18 protein-coding genes and 2 pseudogenes are annotated in these 21190 nt (G+C 59.0%); 11 read left to right on the top strand and 9 right to left on the bottom strand.

Going from position 1 to position 21190, the window contains the following annotated elements; all coding sequences use genetic code 11:
* Window positions 1-39 precede the first annotated feature (39 nt).
* On the bottom strand, window positions 40-528 hold the full coding sequence (locus tag ACP7B3_RS10270; RefSeq protein ID WP_003176896.1) for an Lrp/AsnC ligand binding domain-containing protein: 489 nt from the start codon (window positions 526-528) through the stop codon (window positions 40-42).
* Between the two features lie 156 nt (window positions 529-684).
* On the opposite strand from ACP7B3_RS10270, the gene dadA reads away from it, so the two are divergent.
* From dadA to ACP7B3_RS10300, 6 genes are all read left to right on the top strand, one after another.
* Window positions 685-1986 carry a D-amino acid dehydrogenase gene (dadA, locus tag ACP7B3_RS10275; RefSeq protein ID WP_145158114.1) on the top strand — a complete coding sequence of 434 codons (1302 nt, stop codon included), beginning with the start codon at window positions 685-687 and terminating at the stop codon, window positions 1984-1986.
* Window positions 1958-2311 (top strand): RidA family protein, encoded by a 354-nt coding sequence (locus tag ACP7B3_RS10280; RefSeq protein ID WP_145158111.1) that lies wholly within the window; start codon window positions 1958-1960, stop codon window positions 2309-2311. The genes dadA and ACP7B3_RS10280 overlap by 29 nt, the downstream gene beginning before the upstream one ends.
* Before the next feature lie 80 nt (window positions 2312-2391).
* Entirely contained in the window at window positions 2392-3465 is a 1074-nt protein-coding gene (alr, locus tag ACP7B3_RS10285) for an alanine racemase (protein ID WP_145158108.1), read from the top strand.
* Window positions 3466-3581: 116 nt separating this feature from the next.
* Window positions 3582-4130 (top strand): cupin domain-containing protein, encoded by a 549-nt coding sequence (locus ACP7B3_RS10290; RefSeq protein WP_017135864.1) that lies wholly within the window; start codon window positions 3582-3584, stop codon window positions 4128-4130.
* 182 nt (window positions 4131-4312) lie between these two features.
* Window positions 4313-4729 carry a c-type cytochrome gene (locus ACP7B3_RS10295; RefSeq protein ID WP_065931891.1) on the top strand — a complete coding sequence of 139 codons (417 nt, stop codon included), beginning with the start codon at window positions 4313-4315 and terminating at the stop codon, window positions 4727-4729.
* A 133-nt stretch (window positions 4730-4862) separates the two neighbouring features.
* Window positions 4863-6785 (top strand): acetyl-CoA hydrolase/transferase C-terminal domain-containing protein, encoded by a 1923-nt coding sequence (locus ACP7B3_RS10300; RefSeq protein WP_369301879.1) that lies wholly within the window; start codon window positions 4863-4865, stop codon window positions 6783-6785.
* A 147-nt stretch (window positions 6786-6932) separates the two neighbouring features.
* Here ACP7B3_RS10300 and ACP7B3_RS10305 read toward each other — a convergent pair whose 3' ends face one another.
* Both ACP7B3_RS10305 and rep read right to left on the bottom strand, forming a co-directional pair.
* Window positions 6933-7505: a xanthine phosphoribosyltransferase gene (locus ACP7B3_RS10305; protein WP_094948722.1), complete on the bottom strand. Its 573-nt coding sequence runs from the start codon at window positions 7503-7505 to the stop codon at window positions 6933-6935.
* A 58-nt stretch (window positions 7506-7563) separates the two neighbouring features.
* A complete protein-coding gene (rep, locus tag ACP7B3_RS10310) occupies window positions 7564-9573 on the bottom strand; it encodes a DNA helicase Rep (RefSeq protein ID WP_053258644.1) in 2010 nt (669 codons plus the stop codon).
* A 268-nt stretch (window positions 9574-9841) separates the two neighbouring features.
* On the opposite strand from rep, the gene ACP7B3_RS10315 reads away from it, so the two are divergent.
* Window positions 9842-11506, top strand: coding sequence for a putative bifunctional diguanylate cyclase/phosphodiesterase (locus ACP7B3_RS10315; protein WP_145158102.1), 1665 nt, complete (start codon window positions 9842-9844; stop codon window positions 11504-11506).
* A gap of 113 nt (window positions 11507-11619) precedes the next feature.
* Here the strand turns inward: ACP7B3_RS10315 and ACP7B3_RS10320 are convergent, their stop codons facing one another.
* Complete coding sequence (locus tag ACP7B3_RS10320) at window positions 11620-13023, bottom strand: NorM family multidrug efflux MATE transporter (RefSeq protein WP_404485924.1); 1404 nt, start codon at window positions 13021-13023, stop codon at window positions 11620-11622.
* Window positions 13024-13160: 137 nt separating this feature from the next.
* Between ACP7B3_RS10320 and ACP7B3_RS10325 the strand changes: the two genes are divergently transcribed.
* The 3 genes and pseudogenes from ACP7B3_RS10325 to ACP7B3_RS10335 all read left to right on the top strand — a co-directional run.
* The gene (locus ACP7B3_RS10325; protein ID WP_124418743.1) at window positions 13161-14081 is read left to right on the top strand and encodes a LysR substrate-binding domain-containing protein; all 921 of its coding nucleotides are present in this window, start codon (window positions 13161-13163) and stop codon (window positions 14079-14081) included.
* Between the two features lie 167 nt (window positions 14082-14248).
* Entirely contained in the window at window positions 14249-16225 is a 1977-nt protein-coding gene (locus ACP7B3_RS10330) for a methyl-accepting chemotaxis protein (protein WP_426178739.1), read from the top strand.
* 19 nt (window positions 16226-16244) lie between these two features.
* Window positions 16245-16406 (top strand): annotated as a pseudogene (locus ACP7B3_RS10335) (TetR/AcrR family transcriptional regulator); the annotation flags it as partial.
* Between the two features lie 209 nt (window positions 16407-16615).
* Here ACP7B3_RS10335 and ACP7B3_RS10340 read toward each other — a convergent pair.
* From ACP7B3_RS10340 to ACP7B3_RS10360, 5 genes and pseudogenes are all read right to left on the bottom strand, one after another.
* Window positions 16616-17209 (bottom strand): annotated as a pseudogene (locus ACP7B3_RS10340) (ATP-binding protein); the annotation flags it as partial.
* 116 nt (window positions 17210-17325) lie between these two features.
* On the bottom strand, window positions 17326-18360 hold the full coding sequence (locus ACP7B3_RS10345; protein ID WP_426178740.1) for a S1 family peptidase: 1035 nt from the start codon (window positions 18358-18360) through the stop codon (window positions 17326-17328).
* Window positions 18361-18555: 195 nt separating this feature from the next.
* Window positions 18556-19527: a hypothetical protein gene (locus ACP7B3_RS10350; RefSeq protein WP_426178741.1), complete on the bottom strand. Its 972-nt coding sequence runs from the start codon at window positions 19525-19527 to the stop codon at window positions 18556-18558.
* A gap of 475 nt (window positions 19528-20002) precedes the next feature.
* The gene (locus ACP7B3_RS10355; RefSeq protein ID WP_426178742.1) at window positions 20003-20224 is read right to left on the bottom strand and encodes a hypothetical protein; all 222 of its coding nucleotides are present in this window, start codon (window positions 20222-20224) and stop codon (window positions 20003-20005) included.
* Between the two features lie 113 nt (window positions 20225-20337).
* A complete protein-coding gene (locus ACP7B3_RS10360) occupies window positions 20338-20628 on the bottom strand; it encodes a helix-turn-helix domain-containing protein (RefSeq protein WP_426178743.1) in 291 nt (96 codons plus the stop codon).
* Window positions 20629-20785: 157 nt separating this feature from the next.
* Here ACP7B3_RS10360 and ACP7B3_RS10365 point away from each other — a divergent pair, with 157 nt between their 5' ends.
* Window positions 20786-21160, top strand: coding sequence for a hypothetical protein (locus ACP7B3_RS10365; protein WP_426178744.1), 375 nt, complete (start codon window positions 20786-20788; stop codon window positions 21158-21160).
* Window positions 21161-21190: the final 30 nt, after the last annotated feature.

Genomic DNA, 21190 nt, shown 5'->3' on the forward strand with positions numbered 1-21190 from the left:
CAGGCAAGCCAGCTCCCACCTTTGCGCACGTTGAATCAGTTAATCCGGAATCGGCAGGTTCAAGCTCTCCTTGACCTCTTCCATCACGATATAGCTCTTTGATTCGCGCACATGGGGCAACTTGAGCAAGATGTCGCCGAGCAATTTGCGGTACGAGGCCATCTCGGAAATGCGCGCTTTCACCAGGTAGTCGAAGTCACCCGACACCAAATGGCACTCCAGCACATGGGGCAGTTTGAGCACGGCGCGGCGGAATTCTTCAAAGGTGTCGCCGGACTTGTAATCGAGGCTGATCTCGACAAATACCAGCAAACTGCCCTTCAAATGCTGCGGATTGAGCCGCGCGTTGTAGCCCATGATGATCCCTTCGCGTTCCAGGCGGCGTACGCGCTCGGTGCACGGCGTGGTCGACAGCCCGACTTTTTCCCCCAGCTCCGTGAATGAAATGCGCCCGTCGGTTTGCAGGATGCGCAGGATATTGCGGTCGATCTTGTCCAGCTCCCGCTTGGTCTGGGTGTTGGTACGCATAGGGGATACGCCTCTGTGAAAAGGGTTTTTGCCGAGAATTGTCGCCAAATATAGGCATTTATATAGTGAAATGCACTGGCAATTGCTTTTTATACTGCGCTCATCATTGCTCGAATAACACACGTCAGCGGCCAAGCCCGCGATGAGGATATAAAAATGCGCGTTCTGGTCTTGGGTAGCGGCGTCATTGGTGTGACCAGTGCGTACTATTTGGCGCGGGCCGGCTTTGAAGTCGTCGTGGTCGACCGTCAGCCAGCCGCTGCCATGGAAACCAGTTTCGCCAACGCCGGCCAGGTGTCGCCTGGTTACGCCTCGCCCTGGGCGGCTCCGGGCGTGCCGCTCAAGGCGATCAAGTGGCTGCTGCAGCGCCACGCGCCGCTGGCGATCAAGGCCACCGCCGATATCGATCAATACCTGTGGATGGCGCAGATGCTGCGCAATTGCACCCAAAGCCGTTACGCAGTGAACAAGGAGCGCATGGTCCGCCTGTCCGAGTACAGTCGCGACTGCCTCGATGAACTGCGTGCCGAAACCGGCATTGCCTACGAGGGTCGCAGCCTCGGTACAACGCAATTGTTCCGCACCCAAGCCCAGCTGGACGGCGCGGCCAAAGACATCGCCGTGCTCAAAGAGTCTGGCGTACCGTTCGAGCTGCTCGACCGCGCCGGTATCGCCCGCGTTGAGCCGGCCCTGGCCAGCGTCACGGATATTCTTGCTGGCGCGCTGCGCCTGCCGAATGACCAGACGGGCGACTGCCAGATGTTCACCACGCGCCTGGTCGACATGTGCAAGCAGTTGGGCGTGGAGTTCCGCTTCGAGCAGGACATCCAGCGCCTCGACTGCGCAGGCGACCGCATCAATGGCGTGTGGATCGACGGCAAGCTGGAAACCGCAGACCGTTATGTACTGGCCCTCGGCAGCTACTCGCCGAAACTGCTCAAGCCGCTGGGGATCAAGGCACCGGTGTACCCGCTCAAGGGTTACTCGCTGACCGTGCCGATCACCAACCCGGCGATGGCACCGACCTCGACCATTCTGGACGAGACCTACAAGGTCGCGATCACCCGTTTCGACAACCGCATCCGCGTTGGCGGCATGGCTGAAATAGCCGGTTTTGACCTGTCGCTGAACCCGCGCCGGCGTGAAACCCTGGAGATGATCGTCAACGACCTTTATCCTCAGGGCGGCGATTTGACCGAAGCCACATTCTGGACCGGCCTGCGCCCGACCACACCCGACGGCACGCCGATTGTCGGTGCCACGCCTTTCAAGAACCTGTTCCTCAATACCGGGCACGGCACACTTGGCTGGACCATGGCCTGTGGCTCTGGTCGTTTGCTGGCCGACCTGATGGCGAAGAAAACTCCGCAGATCAGCGCCGAAGGCCTCGATATTTCCCGTTACGGCAACCACCAGGAGTCCGCAAAACATGTCAATCCAGCGCCAGCTCACCAATGAGCGCATGAGCCAGATCGTTGTTCACAGCGGTACCGTGTATCTGGCAGGGCAAGTCGGCGACGACATGAGTGCCGGGATTGAACAGCAGACCCGTGAAACCCTGGCCAATATCGAGCGCTTGCTGGACTTGGCCGGCACCGACAAATCCAAGCTGCTGTCGGTGACGATCTACTTGAAAGACATCGACGCCGATTTCGCCGGCATGAATGCGGTGTGGGACAAGTGGCTGCCTAAAGGCGTTGCCCCGGCCCGTGCCACGGTTGAAGCCAAGCTGTGCGAACCGGAAATCCTGGTAGAGCTGTCTGTCGTGGCCGCGCTGCCTTAACCAACGATCCCTCTCCCGGTGCCGGCGCTGTCTGTCGGTGCCGGTTTTTTCTTCACTCTGCCGCCTAGAAGCCTGCCGCCATGCGTCCTGCCCGTGCCCTGATCGACCTCCAAGCCCTGCGCCACAATTACCAACTGGCCCGTGAAGTCACGGGGGCCAAGGCCCTCGCCGTGGTCAAGGCCGATGCCTATGGCCACGGCGCCGTGCGCGTGGCCCAGGCGCTGGAAGCTGAGGCGGATGGTTTCGCGGTGGCGTGCATCGAGGAAGCGCTGGAGCTGCGTGCCGCGGGGATTCGCGCGCCGGTGCTGTTGCTGGAAGGGTTCTTCGAAGCCGACGAGCTGCCGCTGATCATCGAGCATGATTTCTGGTGCGTGGTGCATTCGCTGTGGCAGTTGGACGCAATTGAGCAGGCCCGGTTGAGCAAGCCGCTGACCATCTGGCTCAAGTTGGATTCGGGCATGCATCGTGTCGGCCTGCATCCCAAGGATTACCACGAGGCTTACCAGCGCCTGCTGGCCAGCGGTAAAGTGGCGAAAATCGTATTGATGAGCCACTTCGCCCGTGCCGACGAGCTCGATTGTGTACGCAGCAATGAACAAGTGGCGGTGTTTGAAGCGGCGCGCCAAGGCTTGTCGGCCGAGGTGAGCCTGCGCAACTCGCCGTCAGTGATGGGCTGGCCGAACGTCTCCAGCGACTGGGTGCGCCCAGGCATCATGCTCTACGGCGCCACGCCGTTTGGTGAAGACCAGGCGATTGCCGCGCGCTTGCAGCCGGTGATGACGCTCGAATCCAAAGTCATCTGCGTGCGCGAACTGCCGGCCGGCGAGCCGGTGGGCTACGGCGCCAAGTTCATCACACCCAAACCGATGCGGATCGGCGTGGTCGCCATGGGCTATGCCGATGGTTATCCACGTCACGCGCCCACTGGCACACCGGTGTTGGTGGCGGGCCAGCGCAGCCAGTTGCTGGGCCGTGTATCCATGGACATGCTGTGTGTCGACCTCACCGACGTGCCGCAGGCCGGGCTCGGTTCCACCGTGGAGCTGTGGGGCAAAACTATTCTCGCCAGCGACGTTGCGACTGCTGCCGAGACCATTCCCTACCAGATCTTCTGCAACCTGCGCCGCGTGCCAAGGCTCTATTCCGGGGCTTGAACAAGGCCTACGAGTGGAGCTGACCAGGATTTAGGCCCAAGTGTTGTAAATACTGAACGCTGTCGCCATGATAACGCTCAATTACAACAACGCCTGAATCCTAGGAGGCTCCTGCATTGGACGTCGGCGAACGACTGCAATCCATCCGTAAACTGAAGGGTCTTTCCCAGCGCGAGCTCGCCAAGCGCGCGGGTGTCACCAACAGCACCATTTCGATGATCGAAAAAAACAGTGTCAGCCCCTCGATCAGCTCCTTGCGCAAGGTGCTGGGCGGCATCCCCATGTCGATGGTCGAGTTCTTTTCCGAGGAGATCCTCCAGGAAAAACCGACCCAGATCGTCTATAAAGCCAATGAGCTGATCGACATATCGGACGGCGCCGTCACCATGAAACTGGTTGGCCGCGCACACCCGAGCCGGGCGATCGCGTTTCTCAACGAAATTTACCCGCCGGGCGCCGACACCGGCGAAGAAATGCTCACCCACGAAGGCGAGGAAACCGGGATTCTGGTGGAAGGTCGCCTGGAGTTGGTGGTCGGTCTTGAAACTTTTGTGCTCGAAGCCGGCGATAGCTACTACTTTGAAAGCACCAAGCCCCATCGTTTTCGCAACCCGTTCGACGTGCCGGCGCGACTAATCAGCGCAGCCACACCCGCGAACTTTTGACACAAGAGGCGTGCTGCCAGCGTTGCAGACACTCCCGCAGCTGTATTCCGCACGGCCGAATCTCCCTTTAGTTAATAGGGTTGTTTCGGCCGGACGGGCTAACCGTTATACTTTCGCCGCCTGCGAAACCGTGGCCGCAGGCGTGAATAGCCACCATTGAGGGTGAACGCGTGAACCTAATTATGAAAATGCTGGCTGCACCAGCAACCGTACTGGCCCTATGGGCTGTCAGCGCTCAAGCTGCGACCAATGATGAAATTGCCAAGCGCCTGGAACCTGTCGGCCAAGTCTGTGTTCAGGGCCAGGAATGCAAAGGGATGGAAGTGGCGGTGGCAGCCGGTGGCGGCGGCGGTGCAAAAACGCCGGATGACGTGATCGCCAAGCACTGCAACGCCTGCCACGGCACCGGCCTGCTGGGCGCACCGAAAATCGGTGACACCGCTGCCTGGAAAGACCGCGCCGATCACCAGGGCGGCCTTGACGGCCTGCTCGCCAAGGCGATCACCGGCCTCAACGCCATGCCGCCTAAAGGCACTTGCGCCGATTGCTCGGACGACGAGCTTAAAGGCGCGATCGAGAAGATGTCGGGGCTTAAATAAACCGATCTTCGCCAAAAAGCCGCTGCCCAGCGGCTTTTTTGTGCCCGTGATTTAAGTTTGCAGGCTGTTCATTGCAGCAAAGACCCGGCAAGCTCGGTCCAACCCCTAATCATGGAATGTTCAGGAGGGTCGGATGGTGCAGTTGTGTTCAATCGAGCAAGCAGTTGACGACGTATTGGCGCGCTTGCCCGCGCATATCCACATGGGCATGCCCCTGGGCCTGGGCAAGCCCAACCTGTTCGTCAACGCGCTGTACCGGCGCATCGCCAAGTTGCCGGAGCGGGCGCTGACGATCTACACCGCGCTGGCCCTGGGTCGTCCGACCTTGGGCGACGGTTTGCAGAAGCGCTTTCTCGAGCCCTTCATCGAACGCGTATTTGGCGACTACCCCGAGCTGGATTTTCTCGCCGACCTGCACAAGGACAGCCTGCCCGCGAACATCCGCGTGCAGCAGTTCTTCATGCAGCCCGGCAGCCTGCTCCACAGCGCATCGGCGCAGCAGGATTACGTCAGCAGCAATTACAGTCATGCGGCGCGCGACATCAACGCTGCAGGCCTGAATCTGGTGGCGCAACTGGTGGCCAGCAGCACTGAGCATCCGGATCGCCTGAGCTTGAGCTGCAACCCCGACATCACACTCGACCTGCTGCCGATGATCGAAAAGCGCCGTGAGGATGGCGAAACCATCCTGATCGTTGGCCAAGTGCACTCCGATCTGCCCTACATGCCGGGCGATGCCGAACTGGGCATGGACGCGTTCGATTACCTGATCGACGCAAAGGACAGCACCACGCTGTTCTCCACACCCAATATGCCGGTGGGCCTGCAGGACCACTTTATCGGTGTGCATGCCAGCACGCTGGTGCGCGATGGCGGCACGTTGCAGATCGGTATCGGTTCCATGGGCGATGCGCTGACCGCCGCCTTGCTGGCGCGCCAGGCGGATAACGAGGCTTATCGACTGCTGCTCACCGACCTTGATGTGTATCAGTGGGCGCCCCTGATCAGCCGCGAAGGCGGTGTGTCGCCCTTTGCCCGTGGCCTGTATGGCTGCAGCGAAATGTTCGTTAACGGCCTGCTGGTACTGGCCGACGCCGGCATTATCCGGCGCAAGGTTTACCCGGATGTGGCGACCCAGGCGCAAGCCAATGCCGGCACGCTGGACGACGCGGCGCAACCTGACGGCGTGTCGATCCATGGCGGTTTCTTTCTCGGGCCGCGCAGTTTTTACCAGCGCCTGCAGGAAATGACGCACGCCAAGCGCCTCGAATTCAACATGACGCGCATCAGCTACATCAACGAGCTGTATGGCCAGGAAGAGCTCAAGCGCCTGCAACGCCTGGACGCGCGGTTTATCAACAGCGCGATCATGGTGACCTTGCTCGGCGCAGGTGTGGCCGATCAGCTGGAAGATGGCCGCGTGCTCAGCGGCGTCGGCGGGCAGTACAACTTTGTTGCGCAAGGCCATGCATTAGAAGGCGCGCGTTCGATCCTGATCCTGCGCAGCTGGCGCGAGTCGGCCGGGGAGGTCAGTTCCAATATTGTCTGGGAGTACGGCCACTGCACCATTCCCCGGCACCTGCGCGATATCGTCATCACCGAGTACGGGATTGCCGATTTGCGTGGGCAGACAGATGCCAAGGTGATCGAGGCGCTGCTGAATATCACCGACTCGCGCTTTCAGAACGACTTGATCGAACAGGCGCAAAAGGCCGGCAAATTACCCAAGGATTTCCAGCTGGACCCACGCTTTGCCGACAATACGCCGGAGCGGCTCAAGGGTATTCAGGCGCGGCATCACCGGCTGTTTCCGGAGTATCCGCTAGGCACTGACTTCACGGATGAGGAGAAGGATTTGTTGCGCGCTTTGAACTGGCTCAAAAGCAAATTCAAGCTGACGGAGATTCTGGAGTTGGGCAAGGCGGCGCTGGATGCACCGGAGCCGGAGGCGTTTCCTGAGCATCTCAAACGGATGCGGCTGGATAAGCCAGACGGGCTGAAAGAAGATCTGTACCAGCGCCTGTTGCTCGCCGGCCTACAGGCCACCGCACACTAAAAATTTCCACGAAACCAAATGTGGGAGGGGGCTTGCCCCCGATTGCGGTGTATCAGTCACCCATGTGTTGGCTGACCCACTGCTATCGGGGGCAAGCCCCCTCCCACATTTTGATCTGTGTTCACTTGGGGTTTGCGGTGCTGCCCATTATTCGATGAACGTGACCACGCCACCGGCCAGCGACTTCACGCGCGCCAGCGACTCAACCCGATAACCCTGCGCATCCAGCTCGGCACGGCCACCCTGGAACGACTTCTCGATCACAATCCCCAAACCCGCAACGGTCGCGCCGGCTTGTTTGATGATCGAGATCAGCGCCTGGGACGCCTTGCCGTTGGCCAGGAAGTCATCGATCACCAGCACGCGGTCGCTGCTGGTTAAGTGACGCGGGGAGATCGCCACGGTGCTTTCGACCTTCTTGGTGAAGGAATACACGGTCGCCGACAGCAGGTTTTCCGTCAGGGTCAGGGACTGCTGCTTGCGGGCGAAAATCACCGGCACGCCAAGGTTAAGGCCGGTCATGATCGCCGGCGCAATGCCCGAGGCTTCAATGGTGACGATCTTGGTGATGCCCGAGTCCTTGAAGCGCTCGGCGAATTCGTCGCCGATCAGTTTCATCAGCGCCGGGTCGATCTGGTGGTTCAGAAAGGCGTCGACCTTGAGTACCTGATCGGAAAGCACGATGCCTTCTTCGCGAATTTTCTTGTGCAGTGCTTCCACGGAAAGCTTCCTCTAATGGCGCGGTGTGCGCCGAAAGTAGATTAAAAAGTAGTCGATTCTAGCGCTTTAACATCGCGCGTATGTCCGCCAAGGCGGTATTGCCGCGAACGGCTTTCACCTCGGTCGGGGTGTCGTCATTGCCTTCCCAGGCCAGATCGTCCGGCGGTAGTTCGTCGAGGAACCGGCTGGGGGCACAGTCGATGATTTCGCCGTATTGCTTACGCTTGGCGGCGAAGGTGAAGGCCAACGTCTGACGCGCGCGAGTAATGCCCACGTAGGCCAGGCGCCGTTCTTCTTCGATAGTGTCGGCTTCGATACTGGAACGGTGCGGGAGGATTTCCTCTTCCATGCCCATGATGAACACGTAGGGGAATTCCAGGCCCTTGGACGCATGCAAGGTCATCATCTGCACGCCTTCGGCGCCGTCTTCCTCTTCTTGCTGGCGCTCGAGCATGTCGCGCAGCACCAGCTTGCCGATGGCGTCTTCGACGGTCATCTCGCCGTCTTCGTCTTTTTCCAGGGTATTTTTCAGCGCCTCGATCAGGAACCAGACGTTGCCCATGCGGTAATCCGCGGCTTTGTCGCTGGAGCTGTTGGTGCGCAGCCAGTTTTCATAGTCGATGTCCATGACCATGCTGCGCAGCGCGCTGATCGGGTCTTCGCCGGCGCACTGCTCGCGCACCTTGTCCATGAAGCGCTTGAAGCGCGACAGTCGGTCGGTGAAGCGTGTGTCCAGGTGCTCGCCCAGGCCGATTTCGTCGGTGGCGGCGTACATCGAGATTTTGCGTTCAGTGGCGTAGTTGCCGAGCTTTTCCAACGTAGTCGAACCGATTTCCCGGCGCGGCACGTTGATCACGCGCAGGAAGGCGTTGTCGTCGTCCGGGTTCACGATCAGGCGGAAGTAGGCCATCAGGTCTTTTACTTCCTGGCGTCCGAAAAAGCTGTTGCCGCCCGACAGGCGATACGGCACCTGATGGTGCTGCAATTTCAGTTCGATCAGCTTGGCCTGGTAGTTGCCGCGGTACAGGATCGCAAAGTCGCTGTAGGGCCGGTCGGTGCGCAAGTGCAGGCTGAGGATTTCCACGGCCACGCGCTCGGCTTCGGCGTCTTCATTGCGGCAGCGGATCACGCGGATTTCGTCGCCGTGGCCCATCTCGCTCCACAGTTGTTTTTCAAACTCGTGGGGGTTGTTGGAGATGAGCACGTTGGCGCAACGCAGGATGCGGCTGGTGGAGCGGTAGTTTTGCTCCAGCATCACCACTTTCAGGGACGGATAGTCGTCCTTGAGCAGCATCAGGTTTTCCGGGCGCGCACCGCGCCAGGCATAGATCGACTGGTCGTCGTCGCCCACCACGGTGAACTGGTTGCGCGTGCCGATCAGCATCTTCACCAGCAGGTATTGGCTGGCGTTGGTGTCCTGGTATTCGTCCACCAGCAGGTAGCGGACCTTGTTCTGCCATTTTTCGAGGATGTCGGCGTGTTCCTCGAACAGCTTTACCGGCAGCAGGATCAGGTCGTCGAAGTCCACCGCGTTGAACGCCTTGAGCGTGCGCTGGTAGTGGGTGTAGACGATGGCAGCGGTCTGTTCCTTGGGGTTGCGCGCGTTTTCCAGGGCCTGGGGCGGCAGGATCAGGTCGTTTTTCCAGGCGCCGATCATGTTCTTGATCTCATCCACGCCGTCGTCGCCTGCGTATTCCTTTTGCATGATGTCGGTCATCAGCGACTTCACATCGGTTTCGTCGAAGATCGAGAAACCGGGCTTGTAGCCCAGCCGCGCATGCTCCTTACGGATGATGTTCAGGCCCAGGTTGTGGAAGGTACACACCGTGAGGCCACGGCCTTCGCCGCCCTTGAGCAGCGTGCCGACACGCTCTTTCATTTCGCGCGCCGCCTTGTTGGTAAAGGTCATGGCGACGATGTACTGGGCGCGGATGCCACAGTTCTGGATCAGGTGCGCGATCTTGCGGGTGATCACGCTGGTCTTGCCGGAGCCCGCGCCGGCGAGCACCAATAGAGGGCCGCCGACGTAGTTCACGGCTTCTTGCTGCCGGGGATTGAGTCGGGACATACAGAATTCAGGGAGTCGTTGTTCAAAAGGGCGGGCATTTTAACAGGCTCGCAGGATTCTGCTCTCACAGAACGACAGTGTGACGTACCACTCGATCTAAATTTGCCGGTTTTGATACTTTGCCGCAGGATGTGTGGGCCTTCTGTCCTGAAGATCGGGACGAATGCTTACAGTCAGCGTATTTGATAACCCTTATCATTGGTGATTATCAGGCCGCGCGTCATAATGCCCGCCGCCAACGAAATTTTGCAGAGTCTAGGGAGCTAGCTTGTCTACGCCTGTCGAACCCTTGCGTTTGCTGCTACTGGCCGATGAGCCAGCGTGGGCAGCGTTGTTGCGCGAGTGCCTGGCGCCGATGGGCGATGGGGCTGTGCTGATCAGTGCGCCCAACTGGGACTCGGTGAGTCGTCTGTTCGATGACGACCACTCGGCCGTGTTATTGACCACGCCCAGCCTGCAACCCTGCCCCGGCCGTTGCAACTTGCCGTGCATATTGTTGTTGGAGCAGGAACCTCTGGTTTCGCCGCTGGGTGTCAGCGATTGGTTGATCCGTGACGTATTGGATGCCGATACATTGCGCCGCTGCCTGCGCCATGTCCGCGAGCGCGGCGTGCTGGAGACCACCTTGCAGCGCCTGGCCGAACAGGACCCGCTCACCGGGATCGCCAATCGCCAGGGTTTCCAGACCCTGCTGGCGGCGCGTCTGGTTGAAAACGAAGGCCGCGGCCTGGCGCTCGGCCACCTTGACCTCGATAACTTTCGCCATGCCAACGACGCTTTAGGCCATCAGGCCGGTGACCGGTTGATCCTGCAAGTGGTCTCGCGCCTCAAGAGCCAGCTCGAAGCCGGGGACCAGTTGGCACGCCTGGGCAGCGATGAGTTCGCCCTGCTGATTGATACGCGCCGCGCGCCCCAGCGTGCCGAATGGATGGCCGAACGCATCACCGAAGCCATGGCCGAACCCTATTGGGTGGATGGCGAAAGCCTGTTGATCGGCTGCAGCCTGGGCGTGGCGCATGCCCGCGCGCGCGCTGGCGCCGACCCGCTGATGTGGCACGCGCACATCGCCATGCAGCAAGCCAAAAGTACGCAAGGCTGCACCTTTCATATCTTCAACGAACGCATCAACCGCAACGCGCGCAGCCTGGCCGACCTGGAAAGTGAACTGCGCCGCGCATTGCGCCGCGACGAGCTGGAACTGCACTACCAACCGCGCCTGGACCTGGACGACGGGCATATTGTCGGCCTGGAAGCCTTGGTGCGCTGGCGCCATGGCGAACGCGGCCTGTTGCCACCCAGCGAGTTCGTGCCGCTGGCCGAACAGAGCGGCCTGATTGTGCCGCTGGGCTACTGGGTGATCTCCCGTGCCCTGCGCGACATGCAAGACCTGCGCGAACGCGGCCTGCCGCCGCTGCACATGGCGGTCAACCTGTCGTTTCGCCAGTTCCAGGACAGCCAACTGCTCTCGACCCTCAGCCGGCTGATTGCCGAGCGCGGCGTGGAAGCACAGTGGCTGGAGTTCGAATTGACCGAAACCGCCGTCATGCGCCGCAGTGACTTGGTCAAACAGACCATGGACGCCCTCGGCCGCCTGGGCGTGCGGTTTTCCCTGGATGACTTCGGCACCGGATTCTCGTCGTTCGTGCACCTCAACAGCCTGCCGATTGCCTTGTTGAAGATCGACAAGAGCTTTGTCGGCGGCATGGAAGAGCGCGAAGAGAACCGCAAGCTGGTGCACGCCATGATCAACCTGGCGCACAACCTCAACCTGGAAGTGGTGGCTGAAGGCGTTGAAACGCCCGAGCAACTGGCGCTGTTGCGCTTGTTTGGCTGCGATCAGGCGCAGGGGTATTTGATCAGCAAGCCATTGCCGTTGCCGGAGTTGGTGGAATACCTGACATTCGGCAAAAGCCAGCAGGCTTTGCTGGGCTGAACTGGCTTGTGTGGGAGCTGGCTTGCCTGCGATGCAGGCACCTCGGTGTGTCAGGCCTATCCAGGTGATGCTATCGCAGACAAGCCAGCTCCCACATTGACCGAGTACAGTCTCTAGTCTGGCTGCATGGCTTGGAATTCAGCGCGAATTTCCGGCTCCCGCCGAATCATCCTTTTCATCTTCGCCTCAAACGCCCAGGTCAAACTGACGGCCGCGCAGGCCAGGCCCAACGCCAAGCCCCACCACACACCGGTCGGCCCCCAGCCGAGGGTGAACGCCATCAACCACGCCGCCGGCGCGCCGATCAGCCAGTAGCAGCCCAAGCCCACCAGAAAGGTCGTCTTGGCGTCCTTCAACCCACGGATGCAGCCCATGGCGATGGTCTGCACACCGTCGAACAATTCGAACCAGGCCGCCACGGCCAGCAGGCTGACGGCCAGGACGATGACGTCGTGGAAGGCTGGGTCGTTATGGTCGAGGAACAGCCCGATAAGCGCATCGGAAAACAGCCACAGCACTGCGGCAAATCCCAACATCACTGCCGCACCGAATCCGATGCCGACCCGCCCGGCCATGCGCGCTTGCAGCAACTGCCCGGCGCCGTAATGCTGGCCGATGCGCATGGTGATCGCGTACGACATCCCCGCCGGCACCATGAACGCTACCGAGACGATTTGCAGGGCAATCTGATGCGCCGCCAGTTGCGTACTGCCCATGGTGCCCATGCACAGCGCCGCGAAGGCAAACAAGCCGACCTCCACCGCATAGGTGCCGCCAATCGGCAGGCCCAGGCGCCACAGCTCGCGCAGATACAGGGTGTTGAGGCGCAGCAGGCCTGAACTCAGCGGGTAGGCGGCGTAAGCCCGGTTGCTGCGGATGTACCACATCAGCGCCAAGGCCATGCTGTTGGCGACAATCGCGGTGACCAGGCCAATACCCATCAATCCCAGTTTCGGCAGGCCGAACATGCCTTCTATCAAGGCGTGGTTGAGGACGTAGTTGAGCACCGTGCCGCACAGGCTGATCACCATCACTGGCGTGGCTTTGCCGATAGCGCTGGTAAAGCCGCGCAAGGCCATGAAGCTCAGGTAGCCGGGCAGGGCGAACGGCAGGATGGTCAGAAATTGCCCCGCCGCGTGCACGTTGGTTTCGGTCTGGCCAAACATCAGCAAGACGGGCTTGAGGTTCCACAGCAGCAAGCCGGCCACCAGTGCCATCAGCCAGGCAAGCCACAGCCCGGCCTGGGTCAGGCGGGTGGCGCCTTCGATGTCGCCCGCGCCGTGGCGGATGGCCACAAGCGTGCCCACTGCAGCAATCACACCGATGCAGAAAATCGCCACGAACGAATAACTCGCCGCGCCCAGGCCGCCGCCGGCCAGGGCTTCGGGGCTCAGGCGGGCCATCATCAGCGTGTCGGTCAGCACCATCAACATGTGCGCCAACTGTGAGGCAATCAACGGCCCCGACAGCCGCAGAATGGCCCAGAGTTCAGTACGCACCGGATGCTGCATGGTCATCACGCTCAAAAAGTCAGAAGGTTGGGGAGGGGTTGATTCTCGGCGCTCCCAACGCATTACACAAAAGGATAAAAGCGATCGTTCGCATGATTAAAACTCATGGTAGGGTTTGGGCTTGCTCTGTCGGAGGTTTCCCTATGCCACGTCGTCTCCCTCCGTTGTACGCCTTGCGCGCATTTGAGGCCGCTTCACGGCACAACTCCTTTACCCGCGCGGCAGAGGAGCTGTCGATCACGCAAAGTGCCGTCAGCCGGCATATCCGCACACTCGAAGAGCATTTTGCCTGCCGCCTGTTCCAGCGCAGCGGCCGCAACCTGCAGCTCACCGAAGCGGCGCGCTTGCTGCTGCCCGGCGTGCGCGAGGGTTTCGCTGCGCTGGAGCGCGCCTGCCACACCCTGAATGCCGAGGACGACATCCTGCGCATGAAAGCGCCGTCGACCCTGACCATGCGCTGGTTGCTGGCGCGGCTCAGCCGCTTCCGGGCGTTGCAGCCGGGCAATGAGGTGCAACTGACCAGTGCGTGGATGAGCGTGGACGAAGTGGACTTCAACCAAGAGCCGTTCGATTGCGCGGTATTGCTGAGCTACGGGCACTTTCCGGCGGACTGGGAGGCAAGCTACCTGTTCCCCGAACTGCTGATCCCCGTGGGCGCCCCCAACCTGCTGGCAGACGGGCCGTGGGACGTAACGCGCCTGGCGTGCGCTGAGCTGCTGCACCCCACGCCCGACCGCCGCGACTGGCGCAATTGGCTGCAGCGCATGGGGCTGGCATCTCAGGTCTCGCTCAAGGGCGGGCAGGTGTTCGACACGCTTGAGCTGGGCATGATTGCCGCAGCACGGGGTTACGGGGTGTCGATGGGCGATTTGCTGATGGTCGCCGAAGACGTGGCCCAGGGACGATTGAGCCTGCCGTGGCCGACCGCCGTGGCCAGTGGCGAAAATTACTACCTGGTGTGGCCGAAAACCCGCCCCGGTGGTGAGCGTTTAAGGCGCTTGGCAGAATTTCTCCAGGGTGAGGTCAAGGCCATGGAGTTGCCCCAGGTCGAGCGCCTCGACTGAAGCATTTGTGCAATCGTTTGCGCGATACCCCTGTGAATCGCTCAAGTATTCCTCGCGCCCGCCGAATAAGGTGTGTTGGAACAACCGTGCACCAACGTTTCCCACTCGATAATTTGCCGAGTAGCGCTATGAGATCAGGATGATCCTGGCCTCGGCCAGGAGCTGTCATGTCTCAACCTCGCGCTCGGATTGCCTCCCAGTTAGGCCTCGCATTAGCCGTGATACTGGCTGTCGTCATCAGCGGCAGTACGGTTTTCGCCTTGCGGTCGCTCGACTCCGCCAACCTCGACACCCGCGAGGAACACCTGGCCAGCGAAGCGCGTTTGCTCGCCGACCAACTCAATACCTTCCACAGCACTTTGCGCGAAAGTACCCAGCGCTTGAGCGGGCTGTTTGAAAAGCGCTTCGGTGCGGGGTTGAATGTGCGCGGCGAGCAGCCGGTCGCAGTGGCGGGTGTACAAACCCCGAGCCTGTTCCTGGGCAACAACCTGTTGAACAACGATTTCGATGAGGTCGATGAATTCAAGGATACCTCCGGCGGCGTGGCCACCGTATTTGTGCGCAGCGGCGAAGACTTTGTCCGCATCAGCACGTCCCTGACCAAACAAGACGGCAGCCGCGCCATCGGTACGGCGCTGGACCACCAGCATCCGGCCTACCAACGCCTGCTTGCCGGGCAAAGTTACGTCGGCCGTGCGGTGCTGTTCGACCGCTCCTACATGACCCAATACACACCGGTGCGCGATGCCGGCGGCAAAGTGATTGCGGTGCTGTTTGTCGGTTTCGACTACACCGACGCCCAGAAAGCCCAGTTTGAAAACCTCAAGCGCTTCCGTATCGGCAAAACGGGTTCCCTTGCGCTGCTGGACGAACAGAAACACTGGCTGGTGCCCCCGGCCGGCGTGCAGGCGCTGGACCAGGCGGTACCGGTGATGCTCGACCTGGCCAAAAAACCGGGCGAGGGGCGCTTCTGGAGCGACAAGAACGAAGATTTCTACAGCGTCTCGGTGCCGTTTGAAGGCGGCCCGTGGTCGGTGGTGGCGAGCATGCCGAAATCCGAAATTCGCGAGGTGACCTGGGCCGTTGGTATTCGCCTGGTGATTGGCAGCGTGTTGGCAATGTTGTTCGCGGTGGGCGCGGCGGTCTGGCTGTTGCGCAGCAAGTTGCAGCCCCTGAGTGACCTGGTGCGTCAAGCCGAAGCCCTCGGCGCGGGTGACTTGAGTGTGCGCCTCAATGTGTCCAGTAATGACGAAATAGGCCAATTGGCACGCAGCTTCAACCAGATGGGTGAAGCCCTGTCGACCATGGTCTCGCATATCCGCAAGGCCGCCGAAGAGGTCAACAGCCGAGCCCAGGCCTTGTCCGGTTTGTCGGGTGGTGCCTATGAGGGCATGGAGCAGCAGTCCGGCGAAATCACCAGCATGGCCGGCGCGGTGGAAGAGTTCAGCGCCACCTCGCTGAACATCGCCGATAACATGGGCAACACCGAACGACTGGCCCAGGAAAACGCCCAGCAGACGCGCATCGGCCGTACCTCGATGCAAGAGGCGTCGTCGTCCCTGGAACATATCGCCACCGCGCTGAACAGCACGGCCACGGTGATCAATACCCTCGGCCAACGCTCCCAGGAAATCGGCGGGATTGTCGGCGTGATCACCTCGATCGCCGAACAGACCAACCTGTTGGCGCTCAACGCGGCCATCGAGGCCGCCCGCGCCGGTGAACAAGGCCGTGGTTTCGCCGTGGTTGCTGACGAGGTGCGCAACCTGGCCTCGCGCACCCGCCAGGCCACCGATGAAATCTCCGGGATGATCCACAGCATTCAGCAGGAAACCGGTAATGCCATCAGCACCATGGAACACGGCAATGCGTTGATGCAGGAAGGCCTGTCGCGCAACGCCGACGTGGCTTCGGCGCTGGCGCGTATCGACGAGCAAAGCCGCTCGGCCGGTCAGCAATTTGCGGCAATTACCACGGCAACCCAGGAACAGAGCAGCACCGCGACGTTGCTCAGCAGCAATTTGCAGAGCATTGCGCTGGCCAACAGCGAGCAGCGTGAAGTGGTGTCGAACCTGGCCGTTACCGCCAAAGAGCTGGAAACCCTGGCGGCCGGCCTGCGTCATGAGGTTGATCGGTTTCGTTGAGGCTTAGCGCTCGCCCGACGTTTTGCGCTGTGATCCGCCCCAACGCGCAGCCCGGCAGATCTTCGCCATGGCGATGGGGTATGCCGATGACTTGATGCTGAATCCTTCTACCGAGTCGGCAGAGGCGGCGCTGGATGAAGTGATGGAAGTGGCGAGGCTGTTGCTGGACTTTCCCGCATAGGCCGCCATTCCGCACGCTCCTGTGGAGAGCGGTCCAGTTTTGTGGCGAGCGGGCTTGCCCCGCGTTGGAGTGCGAAGCGCTCCCAGTGCGGCCGCCATGTTTCAACTGTTGGACCGCGTCGCCGGTTTTTAGGGCTGCTGCGCAGCCCAACGCGGGGCAAGCCCGCTCGCCACACCAAACCCGCTTGCCATGGATTTTGCGTTTTCAGGCTAGCTCACCGCCGCAGGCCGATATTGCAATGCCTCGGCCAAGTGATGCCGAGCAATATTCTCAACCCGCTCAAGGTCTGCCAGCGTGCGCGCTACCTTGAGCAAGCGATGTGCCGCGCGCAGCGACAGCGTCAGCCGCTCGCAGGCGCTTTCCAGCCAGCCTTCATCGGCTTTCGCCAATTGGCAGTGTTTGCGTAACCCTGGCAAATCCAGAAAGGCATTGGCGCAACCCTGGCGCTTGAGTTGGCGCTCGCGGGCGTCGGCCACCTGTGCCGAGGCCTTTGCAGTGTTATCGCCAGGCTGCTGGGTCGGGTTAAGTGCGGTGGTTTCCCGGGCGACGGTAAGGTGCAAGTCGATCCGGTCCAGCAGGGGGCCGGAAAGTTTGTTGCGATAGCGCTGAATCTGCTCCGGCGTACACCGACAGCGTCCACTGGGCTCGCCCATATACCCGCAAGGGCAGGGGTTCATGGCCGCCACCAGTTGAAAACGTGCCGGGAAACTCACTCGGTCGCGGGCACGAGAAATGACGATGTGTCCCGATTCAAGCGGTTCGCGCAGCACCTCCAGGACCTTGCGATCGAACTCCGGCATTTTGCTGTTTTGCGATTTTTTAGCAAATGTTGTCAGTGATATGAGAACGCTTTCTTCAACGTCAGCCAGTGTGAGTAGCCAAAAGCGAATACAGAAACGTAGAGCATTGTGAATCTAAACTATGCAGGCGCCATGAAATCATCAGTGCCAATTCTATTCATGGTCTTTTTCACTTTGAATGGGTGGCCGAGCGAATTACCCACAGACACGGCATCTTCACTTGAGGCATGAACACTGATCAGCCTAGTCTCATCTTCGGAAAATACGCCCCAACACAAACGCCAACCCGGCGCGTCCAGCGTCGGTGCGAAACTCTCGATCCTGTGACTCATGCCAAGATCTACTGCATACCCTGTTCCCGGAATACCCGGCTCAGCTCGGATTGATCGACTAACAATTCCAATAACTTCCCCATCACGATTGAAGACGGGGCCGCCGCTCATACCCGGCGGCCAATCGCTTTCTACCTCAATCACAGGGCTGGGATTGGAAGTGCTAGCGCCGTGCGGGTGGACGGCTACGATCCGTCCGTAGGCACCAAACATGCCTTCGGATAAGAGCAATCTCTGCGGTGTGTCCAGCTCAGAGAGGTCTAACTCAGGAAAACCAACGGCGAGCACCACATCACCGATGCTTGGCTGCCAACCGTCCTTTCGCACGGCGAGTGTTTGCGGGGGACGAACACCTTTACCGAGTGGCGAAGCCTTCAAGACAGCTAAGTCAAAAGCGACTTTACGCTCTGCCTCTCCCCTCAAAGCAGCCATTGGATCGACGGCATCCATTGTCACGACGTTAAACCCCTCTACGGGCACAAAGCAGTCGGGCGGAATAGAAGTCTTGCCATAACCGAGCGCATGCATGCCCAGAAAAAGAACTGGCCGACTCTGCAATTCGCTCCCGGTAAAATCAACCACATGATGCGCCGTCAAGAATGAGCCGAAACCATCAATGTTGAACGCCGTTCCAGAGCCATAGAGCCGCCCAGCGGTGTCCTCTCGAAACACCGGCACAATGGCATTTCTGATACCGAAAGGATCTTGAATTCTAAAGGGCGAGAAAGGGTTACCCCATTCTGGAACCAGGGGTAAGCGTCCTTCCCGCAATTTAGCGGAAGCCTCATTCGTTGCAATGATGAACGGTTCAAACTTCTCCACGCCCTTCTCCTTTTATTAAATATAGTCCTTGCGACTAAGGGCTTGCGTCGAGTGAGCGTTAGCCTTTTTGCATCAGAGCCTAAGTGGCTGCCGACTCAGTGAGCAAGAGCAGGTTAGTGATCCCACATCACGTCTCATGATGTCCTTTCTACCGTCAGGCAAGCTTACCTTTAATAAAGCGGAAGGCATGGGCTGTCACCAGTCAGTGAAGTCTAGGACGTTCACCTCCCGCACTAAGTCGAAATGTTCAGTCCGCAGGATTTTTTCCCAAAAATTCTCACGCTGGAATCGAGTACCAGCTCCACTCCATTCAACTACCCGGATTGCTGCCGTTCGGGCATAAGCCGCTAGTACGTCGTTGAGGTGAACATCGCCACCCGAATATCCGAATACGATTATTTCCTCTGCCTCATGGCAGCAATCGTGGAGGTAATCCCAATAGGTTGAAAGGACTTCGGAGGCACCAATTACGGACCGCTTATGGATGACGTGCGTCAAGACGATATGGTTTGAGATCTCCGCAGAATTCATGGTTAACATGTCTCGCGTCATCTTCCGAGCAGCGCCGCGCCTGTCGTCGTAGAAGAGAGGGGACCCATGCAGGTGCAGGTAATAGCCGAAATCATTTCCGTATCGACGCTCAAGCGTCTCCGCCCCAAACCCCCCGTCTATCATGCCATCGACTAGGTAGCCCCTGTAGCCGCCGTTCATGAAACCGGCGTCGATTAGCGCTCCATAGAGCAGTCGGTCGTAATTTAAAGTAGCGATATTTGATTTAGTTTCACGAATGAAATCGAAAAGCGGATCAAGAAAAGTTTCGGGTAGTGATCCGTCGTACAAGTGCAGGTTGGACGCGACCCGGTGTATATACTTCGCGACAGCTGTCGGAAATTCCTGACCTTCAGCGGACAACCAATGAACGTCTTCATCGCCAATTTTGTTGAGCATGTTGCACGCGGCGACGACGACGTGGAGCGTGTCGAGCTGATCTTCGCCCCGCGGCGCCTCGCCGTCGTTATCTACACAGCGACCGACCAACGTTTTTTGATGATCAGGTATGTGGCGCGGATGATCCCACACGTCTTCCAGAGCACGCTCTAAAGAGAAGTGCTGTTGGTCCAGAGCCATTCCGAGACCATTGCCAAATATTAGCGTCTTCCTTGCCATACCAATTCCTTAAGTTCGACATCCCGTTCGTCATGATCGTATGTCAAAAAGCTACTACTGAATAGCTCGACAGGTAGCGTAGCGGTGTGCGCCTTCTAGAGGACTGCTGGTCGTGAAGTCCGACGGCATGTGAACGTATAGCGAGCAACTATTTCTAACCGACTTGGCCTTGAAAGGTCTGATCTACCCATGGCTGTCCGGATAGCAATATGCAGTTTTTGCAGATTGCTGCTGTTCTACTTCGACTACGTGATAGGACAGTGCAGAAAGATTGCGGCGTACTTTCCATTAACGGCAGCGGTACAAAGGTTTGCTGCTCACCTTGCAAATACCCCAAATTCGCTTGAAGTGGTATGTGGTTCCTGACGCTCCTCAGACGCTCAAATTCAGGTGCCACCTTCCGAGCCAACCAATCGTGCTAGCTGAGTTGGATCAGGGAGGGCTTGGGAGATGGCGAGAGGATAATCATCACGGATCAGGCAAGCTCGTCGTCTAACTCCGACAGTCGGTCACATTTGCGTTCAACGTCCGAAGTGATATCGGAATAGATAATAAATGCGCCATCCCGATTGATTGTCTCTCGTGCAGCGGTGACCACGCCATGGAATGCAACGCTGTCTCTGTCTTGAAGCAGTTGATCCCAACTGGTCTTCGTGATGAACAAGTTATTATCTTCGTAGTACTGCGCAATTTTCATAGGTGATCCTGGGGTGATAGCAACTGTTCTTAGGGCGTCGAGGGTACGTTTAGGCGGCGTTTAGGTTCTTAAAACGCAAACACAGCGGCCTAATCGATTTTGTACTGAGGATATCAAGGGCTGCCCTGTTCCAACGCACCAAGGTCAATTTCGATGGTTTCCAGTAGCGCATTCAGGGGCTGGTGAGCAGCGATGGCTTGCTGATAGCTGAGAGCTAGCAGCGAGAGCGGGTGCACACCCAGAACGTTAGCTAAGGCTTCCACGACCTCCAGATTAGGTTGGCTCACACCTCTCTCCAACCGGCTTATGTGCTCCCTAGATACTACGGTTATGAAGTCCTGCTGGCTAAGACCGCGAGCTAGCCGAAGCTTGCGTAGCGCTGCCCCGAATGAGTTGTCGGCCATTATTTTTCATCGCAAAGCTTTACATGAAGCCAGAATCCGGGCTAAATTGATGTGACATCAATGTCACATCTGATGGCGTTTCTGTTCTGCAATTCCAGGTGCGAGCATGGGGTGGCGGACACAAATCTGGGTCAAAACGGTTTTCAGGAATTTGAAGATGAATGACGAGTTAGAGAGAAGTCTTCTGAGCAAATATCCAGCGATTTTTGGCGAATACACCGGTTCAATCAGCCGGTCGACGTATTGCAATGTCGAGTGCGGCGATGGTTGGCATAATTTGCTGGATACCCTATGTCATGACATTCAGGCTTACGTTGATGCTGAGCATGTGCAGCAAGTGACTTTTATTCAAGTCAAAGAGAAATTTGGCCAACTGCGGATTTACTACAACTTAGTTGACAAATATGTAGATGACTTAATCAAGGAAGCCGAGAGGCAGTCGAGGTCAATTTGCGAATATTGCGGGAACGTAGGTAGCTATCAAAAAACTAGCTCCGGGTGGATACAAACTGTATGCCCCGATTGCCGATAAGAAAAATCTGAATGGCACTAGGAGATTACT

It is taken from the genome of Pseudomonas sp. TWRC1-2, assembly GCF_049896685.1.
Taxonomy (GTDB): domain Bacteria; phylum Pseudomonadota; class Gammaproteobacteria; order Pseudomonadales; family Pseudomonadaceae; genus Aquipseudomonas.